The 22,778-nt window shown below is 70.7% G+C and carries 16 protein-coding genes and 1 pseudogene; 11 read left to right on the top strand and 6 right to left on the bottom strand.

The window, feature by feature from the left end:
* Positions 1-58 precede the first annotated feature (58 nt).
* Positions 59-145: pseudogene (locus ABZ664_RS18290) on the bottom strand (DUF4916 domain-containing protein); the annotation flags it as partial.
* 215 nt (positions 146-360) lie between these two features.
* Between ABZ664_RS18290 and ABZ664_RS18295 the strand changes: the two are divergent.
* The 6 genes from ABZ664_RS18295 to ABZ664_RS18320 all read left to right on the top strand — a co-directional run bounded on the left by ABZ664_RS18295 (position 361) and on the right by ABZ664_RS18320 (position 10,871).
* Entirely contained in the window at positions 361-3,693 is a 3,333-nt protein-coding gene (locus ABZ664_RS18295) for a DUF4132 domain-containing protein (protein WP_362510549.1), read from the top strand.
* Positions 3,690-4,775 carry an AAA family ATPase gene (locus ABZ664_RS18300; protein ID WP_362510552.1) on the top strand — a complete coding sequence of 362 codons (1,086 nt, stop codon included), beginning with the start codon at positions 3,690-3,692 and terminating at the stop codon, positions 4,773-4,775. Before ABZ664_RS18295 ends, ABZ664_RS18300 begins: the two co-directional genes overlap by 4 nt.
* Positions 4,776-4,777: 2 nt before the next feature.
* The gene (locus tag ABZ664_RS18305; protein WP_362510555.1) at positions 4,778-7,030 is read left to right on the top strand and encodes a DUF5682 family protein; all 2,253 of its coding nucleotides are present in this window, start codon (positions 4,778-4,780) and stop codon (positions 7,028-7,030) included.
* A 37-nt stretch (positions 7,031-7,067) separates the two neighbouring features.
* Positions 7,068-8,201 (top strand): VWA domain-containing protein, encoded by a 1,134-nt coding sequence (locus ABZ664_RS18310; RefSeq protein ID WP_362510558.1) that lies wholly within the window; start codon positions 7,068-7,070, stop codon positions 8,199-8,201.
* Positions 8,198-10,180, top strand: coding sequence for a hypothetical protein (locus ABZ664_RS18315; RefSeq protein WP_362510561.1), 1,983 nt, complete (start codon positions 8,198-8,200; stop codon positions 10,178-10,180). Before ABZ664_RS18310 ends, ABZ664_RS18315 begins: the two co-directional genes overlap by 4 nt.
* Before the next feature lie 289 nt (positions 10,181-10,469).
* Complete coding sequence (locus tag ABZ664_RS18320) at positions 10,470-10,871, top strand: hypothetical protein (RefSeq protein ID WP_362510564.1); 402 nt, start codon at positions 10,470-10,472, stop codon at positions 10,869-10,871.
* 92 nt (positions 10,872-10,963) lie between these two features.
* Here ABZ664_RS18320 and ABZ664_RS18325 read toward each other — a convergent pair whose 3' ends face one another.
* Positions 10,964-11,464, bottom strand: a complete 501-nt coding sequence (locus tag ABZ664_RS18325) for a DinB family protein (RefSeq protein WP_362510567.1) — start codon at positions 11,462-11,464, stop codon at positions 10,964-10,966.
* Positions 11,465-11,780: 316 nt separating this feature from the next.
* Between ABZ664_RS18325 and ABZ664_RS18330 the strand changes: the two genes are divergently transcribed.
* Positions 11,781-13,364 (top strand): MFS transporter, encoded by a 1,584-nt coding sequence (locus ABZ664_RS18330; protein WP_362510570.1) that lies wholly within the window; start codon positions 11,781-11,783, stop codon positions 13,362-13,364.
* Between the two features lie 116 nt (positions 13,365-13,480).
* Here ABZ664_RS18330 and ABZ664_RS18335 read toward each other — a convergent pair whose 3' ends face one another.
* Positions 13,481-15,013: an FAD-dependent monooxygenase gene (locus ABZ664_RS18335; protein WP_362510573.1), complete on the bottom strand. Its 1,533-nt coding sequence runs from the start codon at positions 15,011-15,013 to the stop codon at positions 13,481-13,483.
* 102 nt (positions 15,014-15,115) lie between these two features.
* On the opposite strand from ABZ664_RS18335, the gene ABZ664_RS18340 reads away from it, so the two are divergent.
* Positions 15,116-15,745 carry a TetR/AcrR family transcriptional regulator gene (locus ABZ664_RS18340; protein WP_362510576.1) on the top strand — a complete coding sequence of 210 codons (630 nt, stop codon included), beginning with the start codon at positions 15,116-15,118 and terminating at the stop codon, positions 15,743-15,745.
* 171 nt (positions 15,746-15,916) lie between these two features.
* On the opposite strand, the gene ABZ664_RS18345 is transcribed toward ABZ664_RS18340, so the two are convergent.
* The 3 genes from ABZ664_RS18345 to ABZ664_RS18355 form a co-directional block, all read right to left on the bottom strand.
* Positions 15,917-16,594, bottom strand: a complete 678-nt coding sequence (locus ABZ664_RS18345) for a DoxX family protein (protein WP_362510579.1) — start codon at positions 16,592-16,594, stop codon at positions 15,917-15,919.
* Between the two features lie 152 nt (positions 16,595-16,746).
* Positions 16,747-18,375, bottom strand: coding sequence for a multicopper oxidase family protein (locus ABZ664_RS18350; RefSeq protein WP_362510582.1), 1,629 nt, complete (start codon positions 18,373-18,375; stop codon positions 16,747-16,749).
* Positions 18,368-18,943: a hypothetical protein gene (locus ABZ664_RS18355; RefSeq protein ID WP_362510585.1), complete on the bottom strand. Its 576-nt coding sequence runs from the start codon at positions 18,941-18,943 to the stop codon at positions 18,368-18,370. Before ABZ664_RS18355 ends, ABZ664_RS18350 begins: the two co-directional genes overlap by 8 nt.
* Before the next feature lie 183 nt (positions 18,944-19,126).
* Here ABZ664_RS18355 and sigJ point away from each other — a divergent pair, with 183 nt between their 5' ends.
* From sigJ to ABZ664_RS18370, 3 genes are all read left to right on the top strand, one after another.
* Positions 19,127-20,128 (top strand): RNA polymerase sigma factor SigJ, encoded by a 1,002-nt coding sequence (gene sigJ, locus ABZ664_RS18360; protein WP_362510588.1) that lies wholly within the window; start codon positions 19,127-19,129, stop codon positions 20,126-20,128.
* Between the two features lie 484 nt (positions 20,129-20,612).
* Positions 20,613-20,954: a YciI family protein gene (locus ABZ664_RS18365; protein WP_362510591.1), complete on the top strand. Its 342-nt coding sequence runs from the start codon at positions 20,613-20,615 to the stop codon at positions 20,952-20,954.
* A 21-nt stretch (positions 20,955-20,975) separates the two neighbouring features.
* Positions 20,976-22,202 carry an RNA polymerase sigma factor gene (locus ABZ664_RS18370; RefSeq protein WP_362510594.1) on the top strand — a complete coding sequence of 409 codons (1,227 nt, stop codon included), beginning with the start codon at positions 20,976-20,978 and terminating at the stop codon, positions 22,200-22,202.
* The last annotated feature ends 576 nt before the right edge of the window (positions 22,203-22,778 follow it).

A 22,778-nucleotide genomic window follows, 5' to 3' on the forward strand; every position in this document is an offset into this window, starting at 1 on the left:
CAGGCGGTCTCCGATCACGAACGGCGGGGTTTCAGCGGCCAAGGCCGGCGTCTCGGGCGCGGCTGACCGCTCCGTCCGCCCCGATGCGCAGCAGCAGGCCGACGCGCGTGACCGTTCCCGTCTCGTCGACCCGTACAGGGCCGGCGTGAGGCGGCGAAAAGCGGATGTCGGAAGCGCTCATGACGTGACACGGCCGGGGCGGCCCGGCGGAGCGGGTCTGCGCACGGCCGGCTTCGTACGAGACGAAGTTCCCGCATCATGCCTCGTCAGGGCATGCGCTCCAAAGTTTGTCGGCATGCGTGGCTACTTTGTCCCGTGCCACCTGAGCGCGTAATGCGTAGACCCTTGCGAGGTATCCCCATGACCGTGGAACGCACGCCGACCCATGTCGTGCCTGACGCGCCGGCACCGGCACAGCGACCCGCTGAGACCGCCGACGAAGACCTCTTCACGATGCCGGCGAGCTGGGTACGCGGCCTTCACCCACGGCGGGGCGGTGTGGCGGTCACCGTGAAGCGGCCGGATGCGGGCGCACCGGCGAAGGTCGCCGCGACACTGGCCGAGTATCGGCAGACGATCCTCGGCTCCCTGAAGTTGTGCTCCGATCCGGAGATCGTCGAAGCAGCCACGGCGTACCTGGCCGGGAACGTGACTCCGCTGGGCGCCGCAGTGATCGCGGAGGTGGTGGGCGCGCACCTGGGCTGGCAGGACACGACGACACTGCCCGCGTTCGCCGACACCTGGCTGCTGGAGCGAGGCCCGGTGTTCGCGGCGGTGGCGGTGGCGGAGTTGAACGCGGTGAAATGCGGCGGCGACCACCACTACCACAGCAGCATGAAATCCGCCCTGCCGATCCAGTGGCTGGGCGCGACCGAGCGCCCCGGTCGCTGGTGGGGCTGGAACCGAACGGAGCTGCCCCTGCGGGTCCGCGCCGCCGTCGCGGCGACGTCGGACGCCGAGTACGCCGAGGTGGTGGCCGCGCTGGCCGAGTGCCGTGAGAAGGGCCCGCACCATCGGATGGCCGCGTCCTACCTGGTGCCGACCGAGATCGACTGGGTGGACGCGGATTGCACCGAAGCCGTGGGCCTCGGCTCGGGCCTCGCCGACTGCCTGATCGCCGCGATCAGCACCCCCGCCCAGGCGGCGCTGATCGTGGATCACGTCTCGGTCTACCAGGTGGCTCACTCTCTCGCCCTGCCGGCCACGCTCATCGACGGCATGGGCGCCGCGGCCGTGCCGGTCCTGGCCGGATGGTTCGACGGTGCCTACGGCAAGGAGGATCAGCGGCGGCTGCTGGCGGTGCTCGCCGAGTCGCCGACCGACGAGGCGATGCGGGCGCTGATCGACCGGATCGAGCACAGGCACGCCCAGCCGGCGCTTCTGCGGGCGGCGGCCCGCTTCCCGCGCCGGGCGATGCGGATGCTGGCCGCCTCCGGTGGCAAGGTGGTGGATGAGCTGCTGCGGGCCCACGTGCTGGCCCACCCCGACCTGGTGGACGAGGTGTCGGCGGAGCTGGGCGATGCCGCCGCGCGGCGCGTCAGCACGATCTCGACCGCTGCGGCGGTCGCCGTCGCTCCGCCGGAGGCCCTGCCCGAGGTGCTGGTCAGCCCGCCGTGGACACGGCGGCGTACGGCTCGCAAGCCGGTGGTGGTGGGCGGCCTGGTGTGCGCGGATGAGCCGAAGGTGGTGTGGGGGGCGGGCGAGCGCGATGCCTGGCTCTCCGTCCCAGAGCACTGGAGCGGCTATGGCGACCACGATTGGAAGCGCACCGCCGCAGGCATCGCCGGGGCCGGGCCGAGCCGCGTCCCCTGGTATCAGGAGGTGAGTCTGTTCACGGCCGGACCGGAGGAACTCGCCAGGCCGTTGATCGAGATGTGGCGCCCGTCCGATCTGTGGGGCGCCTCCGACTGGATTCGGGTGGTGCTCGCCCGCTTCGAGTCGGCCGCGCTGCCCATGGCGGTCGACAGCGCCAGGAAGAACCCCGGGCCGATCGCTTCGGCACTGCTCCCGTTCGCCGCCCCGGAGATCGCCGTGCTGATGGCCGAGTGGTTGACCCGGCTGAAGTCGGTGCGGGCCACCGCGCTGTCCTGGCTGACGCGGCACCCCGCCGCCGCCGCCCGGGCGCTGGTTCCGCCGGCCCTGGGCAAGCCGGGGCCGGCCCGCCGGCAGGCCGAGCAGGCCCTGCTGGCGCTGGTCGCGGGCGGCAACCGCGACGCTGTGGCCCAGGCCGCCACGGGGTACGGCCCGGCCGCCGAAGCCGCGATCGCCGACCTGCTGGTGGGCGATCCGCTCGACGCGCTCCCCAGCAAGATCCCGACATTGCCCGACTGGGCCGATCCGGCGATCTTGCCCCGTGTCCGGCTGCGTGGTGGCGCCGAGGCACTGTCGATCGAGGCGGCTCGCCACGTGATGACGATGCTGGCGATCTCCCGGCCCGGTGACCCGTACGCGGGCATCTCCCTGGTCAAGGATGCCTGCGACAGCCGGAGTCTCGCGGACTTCGCCTGGGCGCTCTTCCAGCGCTGGCAGATGGCCGGGTACCCGTCCAAGGAGAGCTGGATGATGGACGCGCTCGCGCCACTCGGCGACGACGAGACCGTCCGCAGATTGACCCCGCTGATCCGGACCTGGCCCGGGGAAGGCGGGCACAGCCGGGCCGTCGCCGGCCTGGACATCCTGGCCACCCTCGGGTCCGAGGTCGCGCTGATGCACCTGCACGGTATCGCGGAGAAGGTCAAGTTCAGCGGGCTCAAGAACCGGGCCCGGCAGAAGATGGTCGAGGTCGCCGCGGAACTCGGCCTGGAGCCTCAGGAGCTCGCCGACCGGTTGGTGCCGGATTTCGGCCTGGCCGCCGACGGCAGCCTCACCCTCGACTACGGCGCCAGGAAGTTCGTGGTCGGCTTCGACGAGCAGCTCAAGCCGTACGTGGTCGACTCCGGGGGCAAGCGGCTGAAGAGCCTGCCCAAGCCGGGCGCCAAGGATGACGCGGAGCTGGCGCCCGCGGCCCACCGGCGTTTCGCCGGGCTGAAGAAGGACGTCCGCACCGTGGCCGCCGACAACATCCGCCGGCTGGAGCAGGCCATGGTGAGTCAGCGGCGCTGGAGCGGGGAGGACTTCGCCCGGCTGCTCGTCGGCCACCCGTTGCTGTGGCACATCGTGCGGCGGCTGGTCTGGGGATACTACGACTCCTCGGGTAAGCCGCTCGGCGCGTTACGCGTGGCCGAGGACCGCGGCTTCGCCGACGTCGAGGACGAGACGCTGACCCTGCCCGACGGTGTGCTCATCGGGGTGGCGCATCCGCTGGAACTGACCGAGACCCTCAGTGCCTGGGCGGAGACGTTCGCCGACTACGAGATCCTGCAGCCGTTTCCGCAGCTGGGCCGGGAGGTCCACACCTCGACCGCGGACTTCGACCCGAACGCGTTCACCAAGATCCCGACCGGCCGGGTGCTCGGTCTGGAACGGCGGGCCTGGCGACGTGGTCATCCGCAGGACGCCGGTTGGCAGGGCTGGATCGAGCGCGACCTTCCCGGAGGCAGGACCTTCACGGTCGGTCTCGAACCCGGTGTCGCCATCGGCTACATCGACATGCAGGAGGAGCAGACCCTGCATGTCTCCAAGCAGGACTTCGACGGCCTCGACCCCATCGCCGCCTCCGAGATCATGCGCGACCTGCGGGAGCTCGTCCGATGAACGACCACATCCAGCGGCCTCCGGCCGAGGTGCGCTACGCGGACGAGCTGGCCCGGCTGCGCGAAAGCGACGACGGCGACCGGCCGCCCGGCTGGGCGCTGAGCCTGCGAGCCGCCCGACGCTTCGTCATCGGCGACGAGAAACTCGGCATCGGCCGTAAGTTCGCCGGCGACCCGTCACTGATCGATCGAGCTCTGGTGACCCTCGCGACCAATCGAGGGCTCATGCTGGTCGGTGAGCCGGGCACCGCGAAGTCGTTGCTGTCGGAGCTGCTCGCCGCAGCGGTCAGCGGCACATCGATGCTCACCGTTCAGGGAGGCGCGGCCACCACCGAGGACCAGATCAAGTACTCGTGGAACTACGCGCTGCTGGTCGCCGACGGCCCGTCGACGCGGTCGCTGGTGCCCGCTCCGCTGCTGCGCGGCATGGCCGAAGGCAAGGTGGTGCGCTTCGAGGAGATCACCCGATGCCCGCTGGAGGTGCAGGACTGCCTGTTGTCGCCGCTGTCGGACCGCGTTCTCTCCATACCCGAGCTGACCGGGCCGGAGTCGATGGTGTTCGCGAAGGAGGGCTTCACCGTCATCGCCACCGCCAACACCCGCGACCGAGGCGTCAACGAGATGAGCGCCGCGCTCAAGCGGCGCTTCAACTTCGAGACCGTCTTCCCCATTCCCGACTTCGACACCGAGTTGTCGCTGGTGGAGGCGGAGGCCGCGGCGCTCCTGCGGCGCTCGGGGGTCGGCGCGCCGCCCCGGCGTGACGTGCTGGAGGTCCTGGTCACCGCCTTCCGCGAGTTGCGCGAGGGGCAGACCAGGCGGGGCGACGCCACCGACCGGCTGTCCGGGGTGATGAGCACCGCCGAGGCCGTCTCGGTCGCGCACGCCGTCGGGTTGCGCGGCTGGTTTCTACGCGGTGAGCCCGGCACGGCGGCCGACCTGGTGTCGTGCCTGGCGGGAACCGCGGCCAAGGACAACCCCGAGGACCTGGCGAAGCTCCGCAGGTATCTGGAGCAGCAGGCCAACGGGCGGCGTGGCGACCAGTGGCAGGCCCTGTACGAGGCCCGTCACCTGCTGCCGGGCTGACGATGACCGCGACGTTCATCGGTGTCCGGCACCACAGTCCCGCCTGTGCCCGGCTGGTCGCCGACACCATCTCGGCGCTGCGGCCGGCGTACGTGCTGATCGAGGGCCCGGCCGACATGAACCACCGGCTCGGGGAACTGCTGCTCGGGCACGAGTTGCCGATCGCGGTGTACACCGGCTACCGCGACGCGCAGCGCCGGCACGGCTCGTGGGCGCCGCTGTGCGAGTACTCCCCGGAGTGGACGGCGCTGACCGCCGGCCACGCCGTCGGTGCGGAGACGCGTTTCATCGACCTGCCCGCCTGGCATCCGGCGCTGGCCGAGGTCCACAACCGCTACGCCGACGCCGAGGCCCGCTACGCCGAGGTGACCGAGCGGCTGTGCCGCACCTTCGCCGTCGACAACGTGGACGCCCTGTGGGACCACCTGTTCGAGATCGAGCCCGCCGATGGGCTGGCCGAACGGCTGGCCACCTACTTCGACCTGGTGCGTGGTGACGCCGAGCCCGGCGCCGACGACATGGCCCGCGAGGCGTACATGGCGCGGTGGATCCGAGCCGCCGTCGCCGACGCGGGCGAGCGGCCGGTCGTCGTGGTCATCGGCGGCTTCCACCGCCCCGCGTTGATCCGGCTGAGCGAGCAGGGCGAGCGGACCTGGCCGGAACTGCCGGAACCGCCCGATGACGCAGTCGTCGGCAGCTACCTGGTGCCGTATTCCTTCCGGCGGCTGGACGCCTTCGACGGCTACCAGTCGGGCATGCCGTCGCCGGGTTACTACCAGCGGCTGTGGGAGTCGGGCCCGGCGGAGGCCGCCCGCGGGCTCACCGAGGCGGTGGCGGTACGGCTGCGCGCACGGAGACTGCAGGTGTCCACCGCGGACCTGATCGCCGCTCGGGCCACCGCGGACGGGCTGGCGCTGGTGCGCGGCCACCGCCATCCGGCCCGGGTCGACGTACTGGACGGCCTGGCGAGCGCCCTGGTCAACGAGGCGCTCGAGGTTCCGCTGCCCTGGGCGACCCGCGGGCGTCTGCGGGCGGGCAACCATCCCGCGATCGTGGAGATGGTCGCGGCGCTCAGCGGTGACCGGGTCGGCCGGCTGCACCCGTCGACTCCGCTGCCGCCGCTGGTGCACGCCGTCACCGAGCAGCTGTGCCGCCACGGTCTGGACGGCTCCGGTGAGGTGCGTCTCGACCTCGGAAAGGAGATCGACCGAGAGCGCAGCAGGCTGCTGCACCGGCTGCGGGTCCTGGCGATCCCCGGCCTGGCGCGCGAGTCCGGACCGCAGCCGGCAGGCCCTCCGGTGCTGGTCGAGCAGTGGACGCTCACCGACGCCGACGACCGGTTGCCCGCCCTGATCGAGGCCGGTGGCTACGGCGTGGACCCGCGGGAGGCGGCCGCCGCCGCCCTGTCGGAGAAGGTCACGGCCGGGGACCTGGATCAGCTGGCCCGCCTGTTGTTCGACGCGGCGGTGTGCGGCATCGGCGAGCTGACCGGGCGGGTGCTGGACGACCTGACGCGGGCCATCGGCGCGGCGGCCGACCTGGGGTCACTGGGCCGTACGCTCACCGTCGCCCTGGCGATGTGGCGACACGATGACATGTTCCAGACCAGCCGTAGCACCACGCTGGGTACGGTCATCGCGGCCGCCACCCGCCGGGCACTGTGGCTGGCCGAGGGAGCGCGGGGTGGTCCGGCACCGGCCGACCTCGGGCGGATCGGTGCCATGATCGCGGTCCGCGACGTCCTGACCCACGCCGCGACGCCGCTCGAACTGGACACCCGGGCGGCTCTGGGGGTCGCCGACCGGATCGCCGCCTGCCACGAGGCGCCGCCCGACCTGCGGGGCGCGTCGTTCGGGCTGGGCTGGTCACTGCGAGGTGCGGCCGCCGCCGACCCCACGCGGGCGATACGCGGCGCGTTCACCCCGGCCTCGGCGGGCGACTGGCTGGCCGGGCTGTTCGCACTGGCCCGTGAGGAGGTGCTGCACACCGCAGGGATGCTGGAACTGCTCGACGAACTGCTGGGGGCGATGACCGACCATGACTTCCTGGTGGCGCTGCCGGCGCTGCGCCAGGCGTTCGGCTACTTCCCGCCCCGAGAACGGCACATCATCGCCACCCGCCTGGTCCGGTGGCGCACCGGCTCCAGCCGGGACCTGATGCGGCTCGATGCGAGACCGGAGCTGGTGGCGGCAGGGATGGCACTGGACGAGCGGGTCGACGCGGCGCTACGCCGGGAGGGACTGATCACATCATGACCACGCTTGTTCCGGTCACGAGGACGAAGGAAGTCTCATGATCGATCCCGTCCTCGAACGCTGGCGGCTGCTGCTGGGTGAGTCCGGCGAAGCCTGCCTGGGCGGAGAGCGGCTCAGCGCGCAGGCAGGCGCCCGTGACGCGGCCATGGACTGGCTCTACGGCCGCGACGACGACCTGCGTAAGCGGGGTGTACGGCGAGGCGGTTTCCGTGAGGGCGGCACCGGCGCATCGATGCCGACCACCGTCGACTGGCTCGACGACATCACCCGGCTGTTCCCGAAGGAGACGGTCGAGCGGCTGCAACGCGACGCGGTCGAACGCTACGAGATCCACGACGTGGTGACCGACCCGGCCGTACTGGAGCGCATCGAACCCAACCAGGCCCTGCTCAAGGCGGTGCTGCGCACAAAACACCTGATGAACCCACAGGTGCTGCGGCTGGCCCGGCGGATCGTGGAGACGGTCGTCCGGCAGTTGACGGACAAGCTCGCCACCGAGGTGCGGACCGCGTTCTCCGGCACGAAGGCGCGCCGTCCCGGTCGGTTGCGGCAGGCCCGCAACTTCGATGTCACCCGGACTCTGCGCGCCAACCTGGGCCGCTACCGGCCGGACACCGGCAAGGTGGTGATCGAGACCCCGTACTTCTTCACCCGCACCCGCCGCCACCTTGAGCAGTGGCAGGTGATCCTGCTCGTCGACCAGTCCGGGTCCATGACCGACTCGGTGATCCACTCGGCGGTCACCGCGGCGTGCCTGTGGGGGCTTCCCGGCGTGCGCACCCACCTGGTCGCCTTCGACACCGAGGTCGTCGACCTGACCGCCGATGTCGACGATCCGGTGGAGCTGCTCATGAAGGTCCAGCTCGGCGGTGGCACCGACATCGCCCGCGCGACGGCGTACGGCGCCGACCTGGTCGACCAGCCGCGGAGGGCGATCGTCGTGCTGATCTCCGACTTCTACGAGGGCGGCGATCCCCATCGGCTGGTGCGTATCGTTCGAGACCTGGTAGGGCAGGGCACCAAGGTGCTGTGCCTGGCCGCTCTCGACGAGCAGGCCAACCCCGATTACGACCGGGAGCTGGCGCAGCGCCTGGCGAATGTCGGGGCGCACGTGGGCGCGATGACACCTGGCGAACTGGCCGCCTTCGTCGCGGAGCACGTGGGCCGATGAGGACCGACCTGCTCGCGCTCACCGCCGACTCCCTCGCCGCACTCACCAATCGTGGCCTGGTCAAACGAGCCGCCAGAGAACTCGACGGCGTCGCGCCACGACTGCGCGCCGATCCCGACGGTACGGTGCACGGTGAGTTTCCCGACGGCCCGGCCGCCAGTCTGCCTCCTGGCGGCCTCGACGCGGGGAGGTGCACCTGTGGTGCCACCGGCATCTGCCGCCACCTGATCGGCGTGATCCTGGCCTACCAGCGTGCCGACCAGCCGGGTGAGGGGCTCTCGGCCGGTCAAGGGGCCGGCGAACCCGGTGTGGAACGTCCGGCCGCCCGCCCGCCCGCGCCCTGGAATCCGGGGCAGGTGACCGACGACGAACTCACCGCGAGGATCGGCACCCGCATGATGGCCGCCGCCCGCCGTGCCGAGCAGGCCGGATACACCGCCAGGGTCCGCCGCGCCACCGCCGCGAATCCGGTGCCTCAGGTCGAGCTCGCTGCGGCGACCGTGCGTTTCCTGGTCCCCGGTGACCTTGGCTTCGTGCACACCGACACCGCCGCAGGCAACCGCGACGAGGTCGTCGCCCTGGCGGTGTGGGCGTTCCGCGCCGCCGACGACAGGCATCCCGAGGTGTCCGACGTGCGGGTCGACGTCGGCGGCGTCGAAGCAGGCACCGGCTCCGGGCTGGAGCGGGCGCTGACGCTGGCCGCCACGGTCCTGCACGAGGGTGCGACGCATCTTGGGCAGAGCCTGGAGACCACCGTCGCAGACGTGCGCCGCCACCTTGACGACGCCGGTCTGCGCTGGCCGCTCCTGGCCGTCGACGATCTCGCCGAGCAATTGACCGCCTACCACGACCGCGGCGCCCACTACCGTCCGGAGCTGCTCGCCGGTCACATCGCCGAGTTGCACGCCCGCCACCGTGCGGTGATCCGCCCGAACGCCACTCTGCGCAGCAGCGTGCTGGGCACCGCGGAGGCCGCGGAGACACCCCTGCGCCGGGCCCGCCTCGACAGTCTCGGCTGCCGGATTCGGGCCCTCGGCAACCAGCGGATCGCCGAGGTGTATCTCGTCCACGGTGCCAGTTCCATGGTGCTCGTGCTTCGCCGTCATTGGGACGGCGACGCCGACGGCGCGGAGCTGTCACGGCGACGGATCGCCACGACCACGCTGGGCGCGCTCGCCGCCGGCAACCTCGTCACCGAATCCGCGGTCCGCAGCGCCAACCGGACGGTGCGGCTGGCCACGGGACGGATCGCCAAGACCACTGTCAGCCCTTCGCGGGGCAACTGGGACGAACTACCACCGTCACTGGTGGCGACCGACTTCACCGGCCTTGCCCGCGAGCTCGACGCCCTCCCCCCGCAGCCGATCCGTCCGCGTGTCGAAGCGGAACTGGTCCGGGTCGTCGCGGTGGGCGGGGTGGAGTCCGTCACCTACACTCCGGGTGACCAGCGTCTCGAGGCCGTGATCACCGATCGGGCGGGCAACCCCGTCACCGTCACCGCCACCCACACCAGCGCCGCCCCCGGACGCCTCGACGCCCTGGCGGCCGTGTTCGCCGGTACGGAAGGTGAGCTGCGTTTCATCAGCGGCATCGTGCGCAGAACAGCCGGAAGCGTCGTCATCGAACCGGTCGGCCTGGCGGTCGAAGATCGGGTCATCGTCCCCGACCTGCGGCCCGCCGGGAGCTTTGTCGGGCTCGCGGTCGCCGACGCGACCCCACGCGAACCGTTGTTCGCGGCCCTGGCCGACACTCGGGATCTCCTCGCGGAAGCGCCCCACCGGGGCCTGAGCCACCTGCCCCCGAGTTATGGTGATCGGCTCGCGGACGCGGCGCAGCGGTTGACCGCGCTCGGACTGCACCGTGTCGCGCAGGCCGTCACGGCCTTCGGGGCGACGCTGACCCACGGCCGTGACCAGGCGACCGAGCAGGCCTGGGTCGACGCGTACCTGCGCCTGGAGGTCGCTCTCGATCTCTGCTGACCGCCGAACCGTACGCGGTGCTCCGTACCGCCGAACCGGACAAGGAACGAAGAACGATGACCGAGACCCTCCGCGACCACACGCAGCAGGCCGCCCACAGCACCGACCCGTCCACGCAGCCGTCAGAATCGACCGTGCCCGCTTCGCCCTGTGCCTCTCCACCGGGGCGCTCATCTGGTCGACCTCCAGCTTCGTCCACGGCTTCCAGCCCACCTCCGAGATCGGCTGGACGATCACCGACCTGGGCGGCCTGGCCTTCCAGCTCGGCCTCTGGGCCCTCATCACGCTCATGAGCCGCACCGGTGCGATCGGGGTGACCCGCACCGCCCGCGTCATGCTCACGGTCGAACGGGTGCTGCTCGCCCCGGCGATGGTGTGCAGCCTGATCCACGGTCTCTTCCCCGCCGCCCGCGACACGCTCTGGCTGGGCATCCTCGACATCTTCTGGCCGCTCTCGATGCTGGGCATGTTCGTGATCGGCATCAAGGTCGCGGTGGCCGGCCGGTGGCGCGGACTCGCCCGCGTCTGGCCGCTCGTCGCCGAGAGCTGGGCGATCGTGTCCATCCCCGCGATGGGGATTCTCGGCGCCTCGATCGGAGGCGTCGTCGCCGCGACCCACCTGCTCGTGGGGTACGCCACCCTCGGACTCATCATCGCGTTCCGCCCCGAACTGGTACGCGGCGAGGACTGAGCGCGCCCCCTTGGCAGCACAGCGTTCGTCGCCACAGGAGCAGGACCCCGAGCGCGGCCGGAACCGGTTCCCCGGTTTCGCACCGGGGATCGTTATTCGCCGGTGGCACCGTCGATGCGCTCGCGCAGCAGGTCCGCGTGGCCGTTGTGCCTGGCGTACTCCTCGATCATGTGGACGAGGATCCAGCGATGGGTGCAGTCCCGGCCGTTGCGGTCACCGAAGGCGTCCAGAGGTTTGGCCGCGGAGATGGCACGGGCGTGTTCGATCTCGGACCGCCAGGTGGCGAAGGCCTCCTCGACGGAGGCGGTGTCGACCTCGTTGAAGTCGGCGTCGTTGTCGCGGTCCTTGACCCAGAGCTTGGGGATGTCCTCGCCGTTCAGCACGCGGCGGAACCAGATGCGTTCGACGTATGCCATATGCCTGACCAGGCCGAGCAGGGACAGGGTCGAGGGCGGCACGGAGCGCAGGCGCAGCTGGTCGTCCGTCAGGCCCGCGCATTTCACGGCGAGAGTGGCCCTGTGCCATTCGAGCCAGTTGTTGAGCACGGTGAGCTCGTCGCCGTTGAGGGGCGGCGGAACACGGGTGTCGGTCACGGGCACAACCTATCCGTCGTAGGCGGCGGGCCGGTGACGCGGGCATCGACGCTTCAGGCGGAGCTTGCCCGATCCGGGCGGCGAGTCCGGCGCACCATGTGGTCCCCGCGACATCGGCGCGGGCGGTGAGTTCGACGCGCGGTGTGGTTCCCTGCGACGCCACCGCGGGCGGCGAGGGCACGCCACCTGGTCCCCGCGACGTCGGCGCGGGCGGTGAGTTGTCCGATGGCGAGCCCCCTGGCATCGGAAGGGGACTCGGTCGCGCCCACGGGCCGAAGGTTGACCTCATCTATGGTTGAGGTTTCATGATTGACGGGTGACAAGATCTTCTGCGGCCCCCGACCCGGCTGTCCTTGACCGCGCTGGGCGACGAGAGTGGATCGGGCTCGCCGTTCTCTCCCTCCCCGCTTTCCTCGCCTCCCTCGAATTGACCGTGACCCATCTGGCGTTGCCCGCCATCGGCAGGGCGTTGGCGGCCGACAGCGCTGAGCTGTTGTGGATCGTGGATGTTTACGCCTTCCTGCTCGCCGGATCGCTGATCACCATGGGTACGCTGGGCGACCGGATCGGCCGCCGACGACTCCTGTTGATCGGTGCGGCCGCGTACGGCATCGCCTCCGTGCTCGCGGCCTACGCGCCCAGCGCGGGTGCGCTCATCGCGATCCGCGCGCTGCTCGGAATCTCCGGTGCCACGTTGATGCCGTCCGTGCTCTCCCTGACCGTCGCCATGTTCCGGGACCCGCGGCAACGCACTGTCGCCGTCGGGGTCGTCATCGCGAGCGTGTCCGGAGGCACCGCGATCGGGCCTCTCGTGGGCGGCTGGTTGCTTGAGCGCTTCTGGTGGGGGTCGGTGTTCCTGCTCGGCGTGCCGGTGATGGCGCTGCTTCTGGTGCTGGGGCCGATCCTGCTGCCGGAGCGACGCTATGCCGGGGTAGGGCGGTTGGACCCGATCAGCGCCGTACTGTCGCTGGCCGCGGTCCTGGTGGCGGTCTACGGTCTCAAACAGATGGCCGCCGACGGTCCCGACCCGTTGCCCGTGTTCTCCGTCGCGGCCGGGTTGCTGTTCGCCGTCATCTTCGTACGCAGGCAGCGTGCGCTCCGCGACCCGTTGATCAACCTGAGGTTGTTCGCGAACCGAGCGTTCAGCACCGCGGTGGCCACGCTGGCGCTCGGCATCTTCGTGTTGTGGGGTTTCAATTACGCCTTCGCACAGTACTTGCAGTTGGTACACGGACTCTCTCCGCTGGAGGCGGGCCTGTGGACGGCGCCTTCGGCGGTCGGGGTGATCATTGGGTCGACGCTGGCCTCCAGGATCGTGCGATGGACGGCCCCGGGACCGGTCATCGCGGTCGGACTGGCTCTCGCCGCCACCGGCTTCGTGGTGGTCGCGCAGGTGGGCGTCCCGCCGGTAGGCATGACAGCCGGGACAGGCGACCTGGCCATCCTGGTGGCCGGGGCCGTCATCGTGTCCGCCGGGCTCGGTCCGATGATGGCGCTCGCCACCGACATGGCCGTCGGTGTCGCGCCGCCCGAGCAGGCCGGCGCCGCCTCGGCGATCTCCTCGACCGCTCCCCAACTGGGCGGCGCACTCGGCATCGCCATTCTTGGCAGCGCCATCACCGCGGTCTACCGAGACGAAATGAGCGGCGGCGTTGTGGTGGGTTTCCCCGCGGAGGCCGCGTCCGCCGCGACGGAGAGCCTGGCCGGTGCTGTGACGGCGAGTCGCATGCTCCCCGACCGGCTCGGGGACACGCTGCTCGGTGCGGCCCGTCAGGCGTTCACCGCGGGATTCCAGTTGAGCGCCCTGGTCAGCGCCGCGATCGTGGCGGTGATGGCCGTCACGGTCGCGGTCATGCTCGGGCGCGGCAGAGTCGGCCCCAAGCCGACCACAGGACGTTGATCGGACCGCATGTGCCGGTGGCCACGGCGGCCAACGCCAACGGCCGGTGGGAGATCCTCGGTCCGGAGGTCACCTCCGCCGAGGACGGCGCCGACCGGCCGGCGGCTCGTCCCGGTTCAGGCGACCAAGATCGTCCTTAGGTAGTCGGCCACCGCATCGCCTGACCGGGTCCGTACGGCCACATAGCCGTCCGGCCGGACGAGGACGAGCGTGCCCCCGCCGGCGCCGTAGCGCTTGCTCGGAGGTCCTGGCTCCAGCCGGTAAACGCGGATGTCGTCGCCGTAAAGTCTGTCCAGGCGCTCGGCCGGATCCGGCGTCACCGCGCCGAACTGGAGCAGCGTGAAGTGGGAGCCGCGGAAGAGGTCGAACAGCCGCGACCGCTCGCCGGTCACCGGGTGCCGACACGGTGAGTCGGGCGCCCGGTCACCGGGCCGGACCTTGCCCTTGTCGCCGACCGACAGCTCGGAGGCGCGGTAGTTCACGCCGAGCTGGGAGGTCTTGCCGACGATCGCCCTGGTCACCGCGGGGTTGCGCATCAGCGGCAGGATGATCCGGTCGCGCAGGAAGGTCATCAGAGGTTTGGTGGAGAACAGCGCGGTCATGCCGGCGCCGCTGGCCTTGAGCACGGATTCGGCCACCGGGCGGCGCTCCCGCTCGTACGTGTCGAGCAGGCTGTCGGGGGCCTGGCCGCGTACCGTGAGGGCCAGCTTCCAGCCGAGGTTGTAGGCGTCCTGGATGCCGGTGTTCATGCCGAGCCCGCCCGCGATCGGGTGGACGTGGGCCGCGTCTCCGGCGACGAAGACGCGGCCGGCACGGTAGCGGTCGGCGAGCCGTACCTTGTAGCTGAAGCGCGACAGCCAGGTGGCGTTGTGCAGGCGCACATCCGTCCGGCCGGTGCGCTGCGCGAACAGGCGCTGGAAAAGCTCGAGTGAGGGCTCCTGGCCGGCCCCCTCCTCGCCAGGGCGTACGGTGAGGCCGAACTGCCACGACAGCGTACCGGGCAGCAGCGCGAGGCCCACGGAGGACTCATCGGTTGCGTACCAGACGTAGGAGCCGTCGCGGGGCAGACCGTCGACCTCCACGTCGCCGAGCAGGTAGTGCTCGGTCTCCGACACCAGCCCGGGGAAGGTGATCCCGGCGGCCTCGCGCACGGCGCTACCGCCGCCGTCGCAGCCTACGAGGTAGGAGGCGTGGATCACCTCACCCGTGGCGAGCCGTGCGACGACCTGACTGTCGGACTGCTTGAGGTCGGTCAGTCGCAGGCCGCGCTCCACGTGGCCACCCAGCTCGGCCAGGCGGGCGCGGAGGATCTGCTCGGTGCGCCACTGCGGTAGCAGGACGAGCGTCGGGTACGGCACATCCGGCCGCGGGCGGACACCGGCCAGGAGGTGAAGCTCCGCGACGAACCGGCGGTCCAGGTAGATCCGCGCCGGCATCTCGGACGCCCCGGCGTCCAGAAAGTCCTGGACCACGCCGAGGTCGTCGAACACCTCCAAGCTGCGCGGCTGTATGCCCTTGCCCCGAGACTGACGGTGGAATTCGGGAGATCTGTCGATCACCCGGAAGGTGACGCCGCGCCGGGCCAGCTCGCAGGCCAGCGTCAGTCCGGTCGGTCCGCCTCCGACGATGAGTACGTCTACGTCGGTCATGTCTTCCCCCGATTCCGGAACGGAACCTATCCGTTCCGTTTGGAGGATAAGCGGCCCCGAAGCTGGGACGCAACCGTTCCGTCTCGTGTTAATGTCGCCGACATGGCCGAGATCCGCCCGCGTGGTCGCGGCGCAGCCGTGCTGCGCCGGACAGTCACCGACACCATCCTCGCGGCGGCGGTCGCCGAGTTGGCGGAGACAGGGTACGCCGGGATGTCAATGGGCGCGGTGGCCCGGCGAGCCGGCACGGGAAAGGCCGCGCTCTACCGGCGGTGGTCGTCGAAAGAGGCGATGGTGGTCGACCTCATCGACGTCGTCGCCTCCCGGCAGGTCCCGGCAGGCGGGGCCGGTGACCTGAGCGGCGACGTGCGAGCCTACGTCCGAGCGGTGGCGGACACGCTGTCGGATCCCGTGGTCATGTGCATCGTGCTCGATCTGACAGCCGAGGCCGCTCGCAACCCCGAACTCTCCCGGGCGTTCGACACCGCGATCCGGCAACCGCGCAGGGCCGCCTGCGAGCGGTTTCTGCGGAGCGCGATGGAGCGCGGCCAGTTGCCCGCCGACCTCGACCTCGACCTGGCCCTCGACCTACTGGTCGGGCTCACCCAGTGGCGCGTCCTCAACACCGGCCGGACCGTCGACGACTCCTGCGTCGAGGCGACGAGCAAGCTGATCATCCAGGCGCTTCCGCTCTGCGTGGGCGTCGGCGATGAGCGTGGTGTGCCGGGATGACGGCTCCTGCGCGGGTTTCCGTGCGCCGGACGGCGCCAAGGCCGCCCATCCTGCTTCGAGTGTGTGGGCGGGGCGGCTGTTCGGCAGGCCGGAGGGCGAGAACAGCCGAACCGTCTCCATCGCGTGCGGCACGCTTTCGTACGCCCGCGACGGTGCCGCGGAACCACACCGCTACCCGTCGATCCAGCCGAGCTCGACCGCCCACCCGTACGTCATGGCTTCGGCCGCGGGCAGCGTGAGGAACGAAACGGCGTACAGAACGACAAGGAGCCCGATCGGAACGGCCCAGGCGCGAGTGCGGGCTTCCGGCGGACCTGCCTCATCCTGTCCGGCGTCGGTACGGCGCTCCCGCCGGAGCCGCGTCCCCGGGAGCCGGCGGTCGTCAGGCCTCAGCGCCCACGACGCGACGGCGCACGCCCCGAACACCAGCGGCACCCCCCACGTCCGAAGACCGTCGCCGACCGTCAGATGCGACACCACGGCACTCGACCACAGGAAAAAGGCACCCGCGTACGCCCACTCCTTGATCAGCGGCAGCCCGGGCGCGATGATCACGATGGCCGCGCCCGCCTGCCACGCGGCCAGAACATAGGCGAAGAATTGGGGATATCCCAGGTGGCCTAACTGGGCTTCCACCCACTCGATCGGCACAAGGTTCCACACCGATCCGGCAACCAACTCGAAGACGATGACAAACGTGGTGGCCCAGAAGGCGACAGGGCGGATCCCGCCCCGATTCCAGCCGCTTCGTGCTGCGGAGGCCGGCTTCTCGCCCGTCGTGTGCTGGAACGTCGTGGTCGTTCGAGTTCGCATCGCGGCCTCCTCGTCACGTCGGTCCGCCATGTTCATGAGATTCTCCTTGCGTTGCGAGCGACTTCGGTTCGAAGTCGCAGGTGGCGATTGACTCCACTGACTCCACAACGGAGTGGCCGGCAGGGGGCGAGGGCCGCTGAACGCGACTTTCGCCCGCATGCTCGTCAACCTTCCGCGGCGCGGTGGTGTCAGACGATTTCAAGGTTGGCCATCATCCCCATGTCCTCGTGCTCGGCGTTGTGGCAGTGGAAGAGATAGCGGCCGCGATAGCCGTCGAAGCGGGTGATGATCTCCACTGATTCACCCGGCCGCAGGGAGACGGTGTCCTTCAGACCGGCGTCGTGGGGCAGCGGTGGCCGGTCGCGGCGCGAGAGCACCAGGAAGCCGACCAGGTGCAGGTGGACGGGATGGTGGACGTCGGCGATCAGCCGCCACACTTCCACGTCGCCGAATCCGGTGGTGACGTCGGAGCGGGCGGGGTCGAACGGCAGCCCGCCGATCAGCCATCCGTGACCGCCGTGCATGCGCCCGGCGCGGAAGGAGAGGTCGCGCACCCGGACGGCGTCCGACCGGCACCAGGTCGGGAGATCGGTGGAAAGGACACGCGGGATGCGGCTGTCGTCGGTGGCCTCGCGCGCGACCCGGAAGGCCATCACGTCGCGGGTGCGGCCGGAGCCGAGCCGGTTGACGACTCTGACGCGGCCGCCGACCGGGACGCCGGAGAAGTCGACGACCACGTCGTAGCGTTCGGCCGGCGCGATCGGCAGGAACCGGTGGACGACCGGAGCCGCGAGCAGCCCCTGGTCGGCCCCGATCTGCACGAGGTCGAGCCGGTGTCCGTCGTCGGTGATCGCCTCAAGCTCGTAGTGCCGGGCGTTGGAGGCGTTCAGTACGCGTAGCCGGTAGCGGGCCGCATCGATCTCGTGCACGGGCCACGGGGCGCCGTTGACCAGGATCACGTCACCGAGAACCCCGGCAAGGTACGGCTCGCGCACGCCCGGCCGCTCCCGCGACGTGGGATCGAGGGCGGGGTAGTCGAGGCCGCCGTCGGCGGCGAACGCACGGTCCACGATCATGAGAGGCAGTTCGCGCCGCCCGGCGGGCAGGCCGAGCGAGTCCTCGGCATCGTCACGGACGACGTGCAGCCCGGCGAGGCCCCGCCAGACGGCGGGGGCGGTGAAGTCCATCCGGTGGTCGTGGTACCACAGCAGCGTCGGCCGCTGGTCCAGCGGGAACGTGTAGTCCCGCGACAGTTCGGTCACCACCGCCCGCGGGTCGTGCATGACATGTCCCGGTCCGCCCGGGCCCGCGTGCGTGACGTGGGCGGCGTCCGGCCAGCCCTTGGGCAGGACGAGGTCGGTCGGGTACCCGTCGGACCCCGCCGGGGTCCGGCCGCCGTGCAGATGCACGACGGTCGGCACGGGAAGGTCGTTGCGATGCGTCACGGTGACCGGCCGACCGCGACGCGACTCGATCGTCGGCCCCGGGAAGGAACCCTCGTACGTCCACAGCGGCGTCCTGACACCGGGCAGAATCTCCACCGTCGCCTCGCGCTGGGTGATCTCGTAACGGCCGACCCCGCCCGAAGTGCTGACCGGCTCCAGCACGGAGGGAAGCGGCAACGGCACCTGGAACGCGGGCGGCAGCGGCACGGCGCTGCGCAGTTCGGCCCCGGTGAACGGCGTACGGCGGGCCAGCGCGGCCGAGGCCGACAGCCCGCCGGCCGCCACCAGGCCGAGTGCCCCGCCGATGCCCAGTGCCTGACGTCTGGTCACCGTACGGGCACGGCCGGGTCGGTCGTCGTACGGCTCACGCATCGTCGGCTCCCTGCCGTTTCGGCTCCCGCGAGCTCCGTATCCGCTCCCGCTCTCGCTCGCCCCGTTCCCGCGAGCTCCGTATCCGCTGCCGCTCGCCCCGCTCCCGCTCGTTTCGGGGGTGCTGTCGCCTCCGGAGGGGCCGGCTCCACACGGCGACGAACAGCGCGACGAGCGCGACGACGGTCATCACCCCCAGCGGGAAGTGCAACCACAGGGCGCCGTCCAGCCCGGCGAAGTACTGCACCGACTCGGCCGCCATCAGCGCCGACGTGGCAAGGAACGGCCAGGCCTGACGCCTCCGTACCCAGATCACGACCCCCACGATCACCTGCACAAAGCCGACATAGGTGACCACGTCGGCGCCGGCCGCATGCCAGCGCAAGCCGTCGTAGTCACCGCTCATGTACACCCCGGCGAACACCGGCTGGCCGGCGATCGCGACCATGTGCGCGCTGACGACGGCCCGCAGCACCCAGTCGGCGGGCCCCGTCCGATGCCCCGTCCGATGCGTCGCATCGGGCCGGGCCGACACGATCGCGCGGAGCCTGTTGGCCGCGTTAACCATCAAGCGTTCTCCTCACGCTGTCTCGACAAGCCGGCCGGCGAGACGACCGGTGGAAAGGTGTTTGGCCTGACCCGTACGACAAGACAGCGCTTCGAAATGTGAGACAACGCGTCAAGCTCACATTTCGAAGAGCTGTCTTGTCGTCCTACTGACAGCCGACCGCGACCAGAGAAGTCGGGGGACACCATGACCACCCAGCCCGGGCCAGGAGACATACCGCTCGATCCAAGCCTGAGCGCGATCACGGGCGAGCGGCGTCGGCTGATCAATCTCGCCTACCGGCTCCTCGGCTCGCTGGCGGAGGCCGAGGACGTCGTCCAGGAGACCTATGCCCGCTGGTACGCCATGACCCGGCAGCAGCAGGACGACATCGCGTCCCCCGGCGCCTGGCTGTCCACGGTCGCCGGCCGGATCTGTCTCAACGTGCTCACCTCGGCACGGGCCCGGCGAGAGACCTACGTGGGCGAGTGGATCCCCGAGCCACTCCCCGAAGCCACGGAGTGGATCAGCGGACGGCCGGACGGCATCACCGTCGACCCGGCCGACCGGGTCACTCTCGACGAGTCGGTCAACATGGCCTTCCTCGTCGTCCTCGAATCGATGACCCCGGCCGAGCGCGTCGCGTTCGTCCTGCACGACGTCTTCCGCTACTCCTTCGCCGAGGTGGCCGAGATCGTCGGCCGCACCCCGGCGGCCTGCCGCCAGCTGGCCTCCTCGGCCCGCCGCCGCATCCGTGCCGCGCGGGCGTCCACGACCCCGGCGGCCCGGCAGGCCCGGATCGTCAGGGAGTTCAAGCGGGCATGGGAGGCCAAGGACATCGACGCCCTCGTCGCCCTGCTCGACCCCGGCGCCACGGCGACCGCCGACGGGGGCGGCGTCGTCGGCGCGCTGCTCCGCCCGGTCGAAGGCGCCGAGCGGATCGTGCGCTCCCTGGTCCAGCTTGAGGGAAGGCTCCACGACCTGACGTTCCTGGAGCGTACGGTCAACGGCCGGCCCGGCCTGATCGCCCAGGAAGACGGCGTCACCGTGTCGGTCTACGCGTTCGAGGTGGCAGACGACCGGATCAAGCACATCTGGGCGGTACGCAACCCCGACAAGCTCCGCTCATGGACGGCGGAACCGCAGCGGCCACCACTGGAAACGCCGGCTCCGCCACAACAAGACGCAGATACGAATCACAAAAAATGACTGTGCTGGGCACGTGAGCATCGACACGTACCGACACCCGTAGGACTCCGCAGACGAGACCACCCGCGCGGCCGTCGATGCCGTGTTCGCTCCTCGACGACGTACATTCCGAGATCCTGTGGGCCGACGGGGAGCAGACCCCGGCCGTGCTCGCGAAGCTCTTCGTCAAGCGCCCGCTTGCCGAGCACCGCCAGGCGTGGCCCGTCGTGACCTCTCGGCGTCATCGTGTGGTCCGGCCCCGAGAAGGTCTCCACGTGAAGAGTCGCCGCCCCGTCCGCGCGCGGGATACGCCCCCCGACCGGGTGCGTAAAAGAATCTTGGTGTGGGCTGTAGTGGAGGACCCCTCCCGTTCGTCATCCACATGACGCACGGGAGAGGAGGGCACCCATGGACATGGTCACCGGTGCACAATCGCCCTGTGCCGAAACATGGCCACCACGATCGCCGTGATGGTCACCGCCGGCTACGCGATAGGAGCAACCCGATGAAGTACCTGATGCTGGTATGCACCGACCCGGCCTACACGCCCGGCCAGGACGACGGCGCCCCGGATGTGGAGGACTGGGTCACGGAGATGGACGGCAAGGGGATCCGGCTGATGGGTAACCGCACCCGCCCGGCGAGCGACGCGACCACGGTTCGCGTCCGCGACCGTAAGGTGCTGCTGACCGACGGCCCGTACGCGGAGACCAAGGACCAGATAGTCGGCTTCGACGTCCTCGAGTGCGGCGACCTCGACGAGGCCATCGACGTCGCGTCCAGGCACCCGATGGCGTGGGCCGGGATGATCGAGCTGCGTCCGTTCTGGCCCGACGGCGAGGACTGACGGCCAAGACGGACGACGTCGATGACAGCTCAGGTGGCTCGGGTGAAGGACCGGATCGCCGGGATCTACGCCGACGGGTGGAGTCGGATCGTGGCCACCATGATCCGATTCACCGGCGGTGCCTGGGACCTGGCCGAGGAGTGTACGCAGGACGCGTTCGCGCAGGCACTCCAGAGGTGGCCGGAATCAGGCGTACCGGATCAGCCACTGGCGTGGCTCACCACCGCGGCACGCCACCGCGCGATCGACCGGATGCGCCGCGCGTCGACCGAGATGGCGAAACTACGGGAGGTGGCCGCGTTGGACCTGGAGCCGTCGCCCTACTCGAGCGACAGCGAGATCCCCGACGAACGCCTGGAGCTCATGTTCACCTGCTGTCATCCGTCGCTGAGCCTTGACGCCCAGGTGGCGTTGACCCTGCGGAGCCTGGCCGGCATGAGCACCGCCGAGATCGCGCGTGCGTTCCTGGTGCCGGAACGCACCATGGGTCAACGCCTCTTTCGCGCCAAACAGAAGGTCGCGCACGCTGGCATCCCGTTTCGGGTGCCGCCCGCGCACCTACTGCCGGACCGCCTTCCCGCCGTACTTCACGTGCTCTACCTGCTCTTCAACGAAGGGTACGGAGACCCGCGAAAGGCCCGGCTGTGCCTGGAGGCCATCCGTCTCGCCCGGGTGGTGACGGCGTTGATGCCCGACGAGCCGGAAGCGCACGGCATGCTCGCGCTGATGCTGCTGCACGACGCCCGGCGGCCGGCGCGTACGGACGCGGGCGGCGACATGGTCACCCTCGCCGAGCAGGACCGCTCGCTGTGGGACCAGGCGCAGATCGCGGAGGGTGCCGCGATCTGCGAACGAGCACTACGGCGACGCCGCGCCGGGCCGTTCCAGCTCCAGGCGGCCATCGCGGCGTGTCACGCCACCGCGCCGGTCGCCGACCAGACGGACTGGCCGCAGATCGTCGGGCTGTACACGCGGCTCGCGCGGATGGCACCGAGCCCGATCGTGGATCTGAACCGTGCCGTGGCGATCAGCATGGCCGACGGTCCCGAGACGGCGCTGCCACTGGTCGACGCGATCGCCGAGACCGGACAACTCGACGACTACCACCTGTTGCACGCCACCCGCGCCGACCTGCTGCGACGCGCCGGCCGCACGCGGGAGGCGGCCGACGGCTACCGCGCGGCCCTCGACCTCGCACCCACCGACGCCGAACGCCGTTTCCTGCGCGACCGGCTGCGGCTTCTCTGACGGCATACTCGGCTCCGCACGCGGCGAGGATCTTCACCGCGTCGCCCGCCCCGACCATGCGCCCGGATCCGTCGGCGATCCGATGGACGCCCTGACCGCCGATCGACGTCTTCTACCCGGCCGACCTGGCCCGGCACCGGAAAATGATTATGATCTCTCCTTCCTTCACCACTTCAAGAGCATGAATTTGCCCTGATCTCTCCGATCCGGGGCAGGGCAATGGGCATGGAGCATCCACACGCGCCTGTACTGGAGGCCCTGGCCGTCCACCACGCGTCCGGTTGGCCTCCTTTTCACCCGCCCGGTCACAAGCGGGGCCGAGGCGTGGATCCGAGGGGCGTCGAGGCCATGGGCCTGGGCGTCTTCCGCTCCGGCCCGCTCAACGCCACGAGCTCGTCAGTGCTGATCTACGCGGCTCTCGACGGCCGACGCAGGCACATGGTCGAGCACGGCCACGACGTCCACGAACGGCCGCTGCCCTCGACCCACCGACCCACCGACCCCGCACCGAGATCGACGATGTCTACGGCACGCTGTAAGCCGAGGTCGAGCAGGTGCCCGCCGACAGGGCGGCCG

It is taken from the genome of Streptosporangium sp. NPDC006930, assembly GCF_040635605.1.
Classification (GTDB): domain Bacteria; phylum Actinomycetota; class Actinomycetes; order Streptosporangiales; family Streptosporangiaceae; genus Streptosporangium.

What these genes read in the sequence shown, in the direction of transcription:
- ABZ664_RS18295 (WP_362510549.1), top strand. Translation starts at nt 361, where the DNA reads ATGACCGTGGAACGCACGCCGACCCATGTCGTGCCTGACGCGCCGGCA.
- ABZ664_RS18300 (WP_362510552.1), top strand. Translation starts at nt 3,690, where the DNA reads ATGAACGACCACATCCAGCGGCCTCCGGCCGAGGTGCGCTACGCGGAC.
- ABZ664_RS18305 (WP_362510555.1), top strand. Translation starts at nt 4,778, where the DNA reads ATGACCGCGACGTTCATCGGTGTCCGGCACCACAGTCCCGCCTGTGCC.
- ABZ664_RS18310 (WP_362510558.1), top strand. Translation starts at nt 7,068, where the DNA reads ATGATCGATCCCGTCCTCGAACGCTGGCGGCTGCTGCTGGGTGAGTCC.
- ABZ664_RS18315 (WP_362510561.1), top strand. Translation starts at nt 8,198, where the DNA reads ATGAGGACCGACCTGCTCGCGCTCACCGCCGACTCCCTCGCCGCACTC.
- ABZ664_RS18320 (WP_362510564.1), top strand. Translation starts at nt 10,470, where the DNA reads ATGAGCCGCACCGGTGCGATCGGGGTGACCCGCACCGCCCGCGTCATG.
- ABZ664_RS18335 (WP_362510573.1), bottom strand. Translation starts at nt 15,013, where the DNA reads ATGACCGACGTAGACGTACTCATCGTCGGAGGCGGACCGACCGGACTG.
- ABZ664_RS18340 (WP_362510576.1), top strand. Translation starts at nt 15,116, where the DNA reads ATGGCCGAGATCCGCCCGCGTGGTCGCGGCGCAGCCGTGCTGCGCCGG.
- ABZ664_RS18345 (WP_362510579.1), bottom strand. Translation starts at nt 16,594, where the DNA reads ATGAACATGGCGGACCGACGTGACGAGGAGGCCGCGATGCGAACTCGA.
- ABZ664_RS18350 (WP_362510582.1), bottom strand. Translation starts at nt 18,375, where the DNA reads ATGCGTGAGCCGTACGACGACCGACCCGGCCGTGCCCGTACGGTGACC.
- sigJ (WP_362510588.1), top strand. Translation starts at nt 19,127, where the DNA reads ATGACCACCCAGCCCGGGCCAGGAGACATACCGCTCGATCCAAGCCTG.
- ABZ664_RS18365 (WP_362510591.1), top strand. Translation starts at nt 20,613, where the DNA reads ATGAAGTACCTGATGCTGGTATGCACCGACCCGGCCTACACGCCCGGC.
- ABZ664_RS18370 (WP_362510594.1), top strand. Translation starts at nt 20,976, where the DNA reads ATGACAGCTCAGGTGGCTCGGGTGAAGGACCGGATCGCCGGGATCTAC.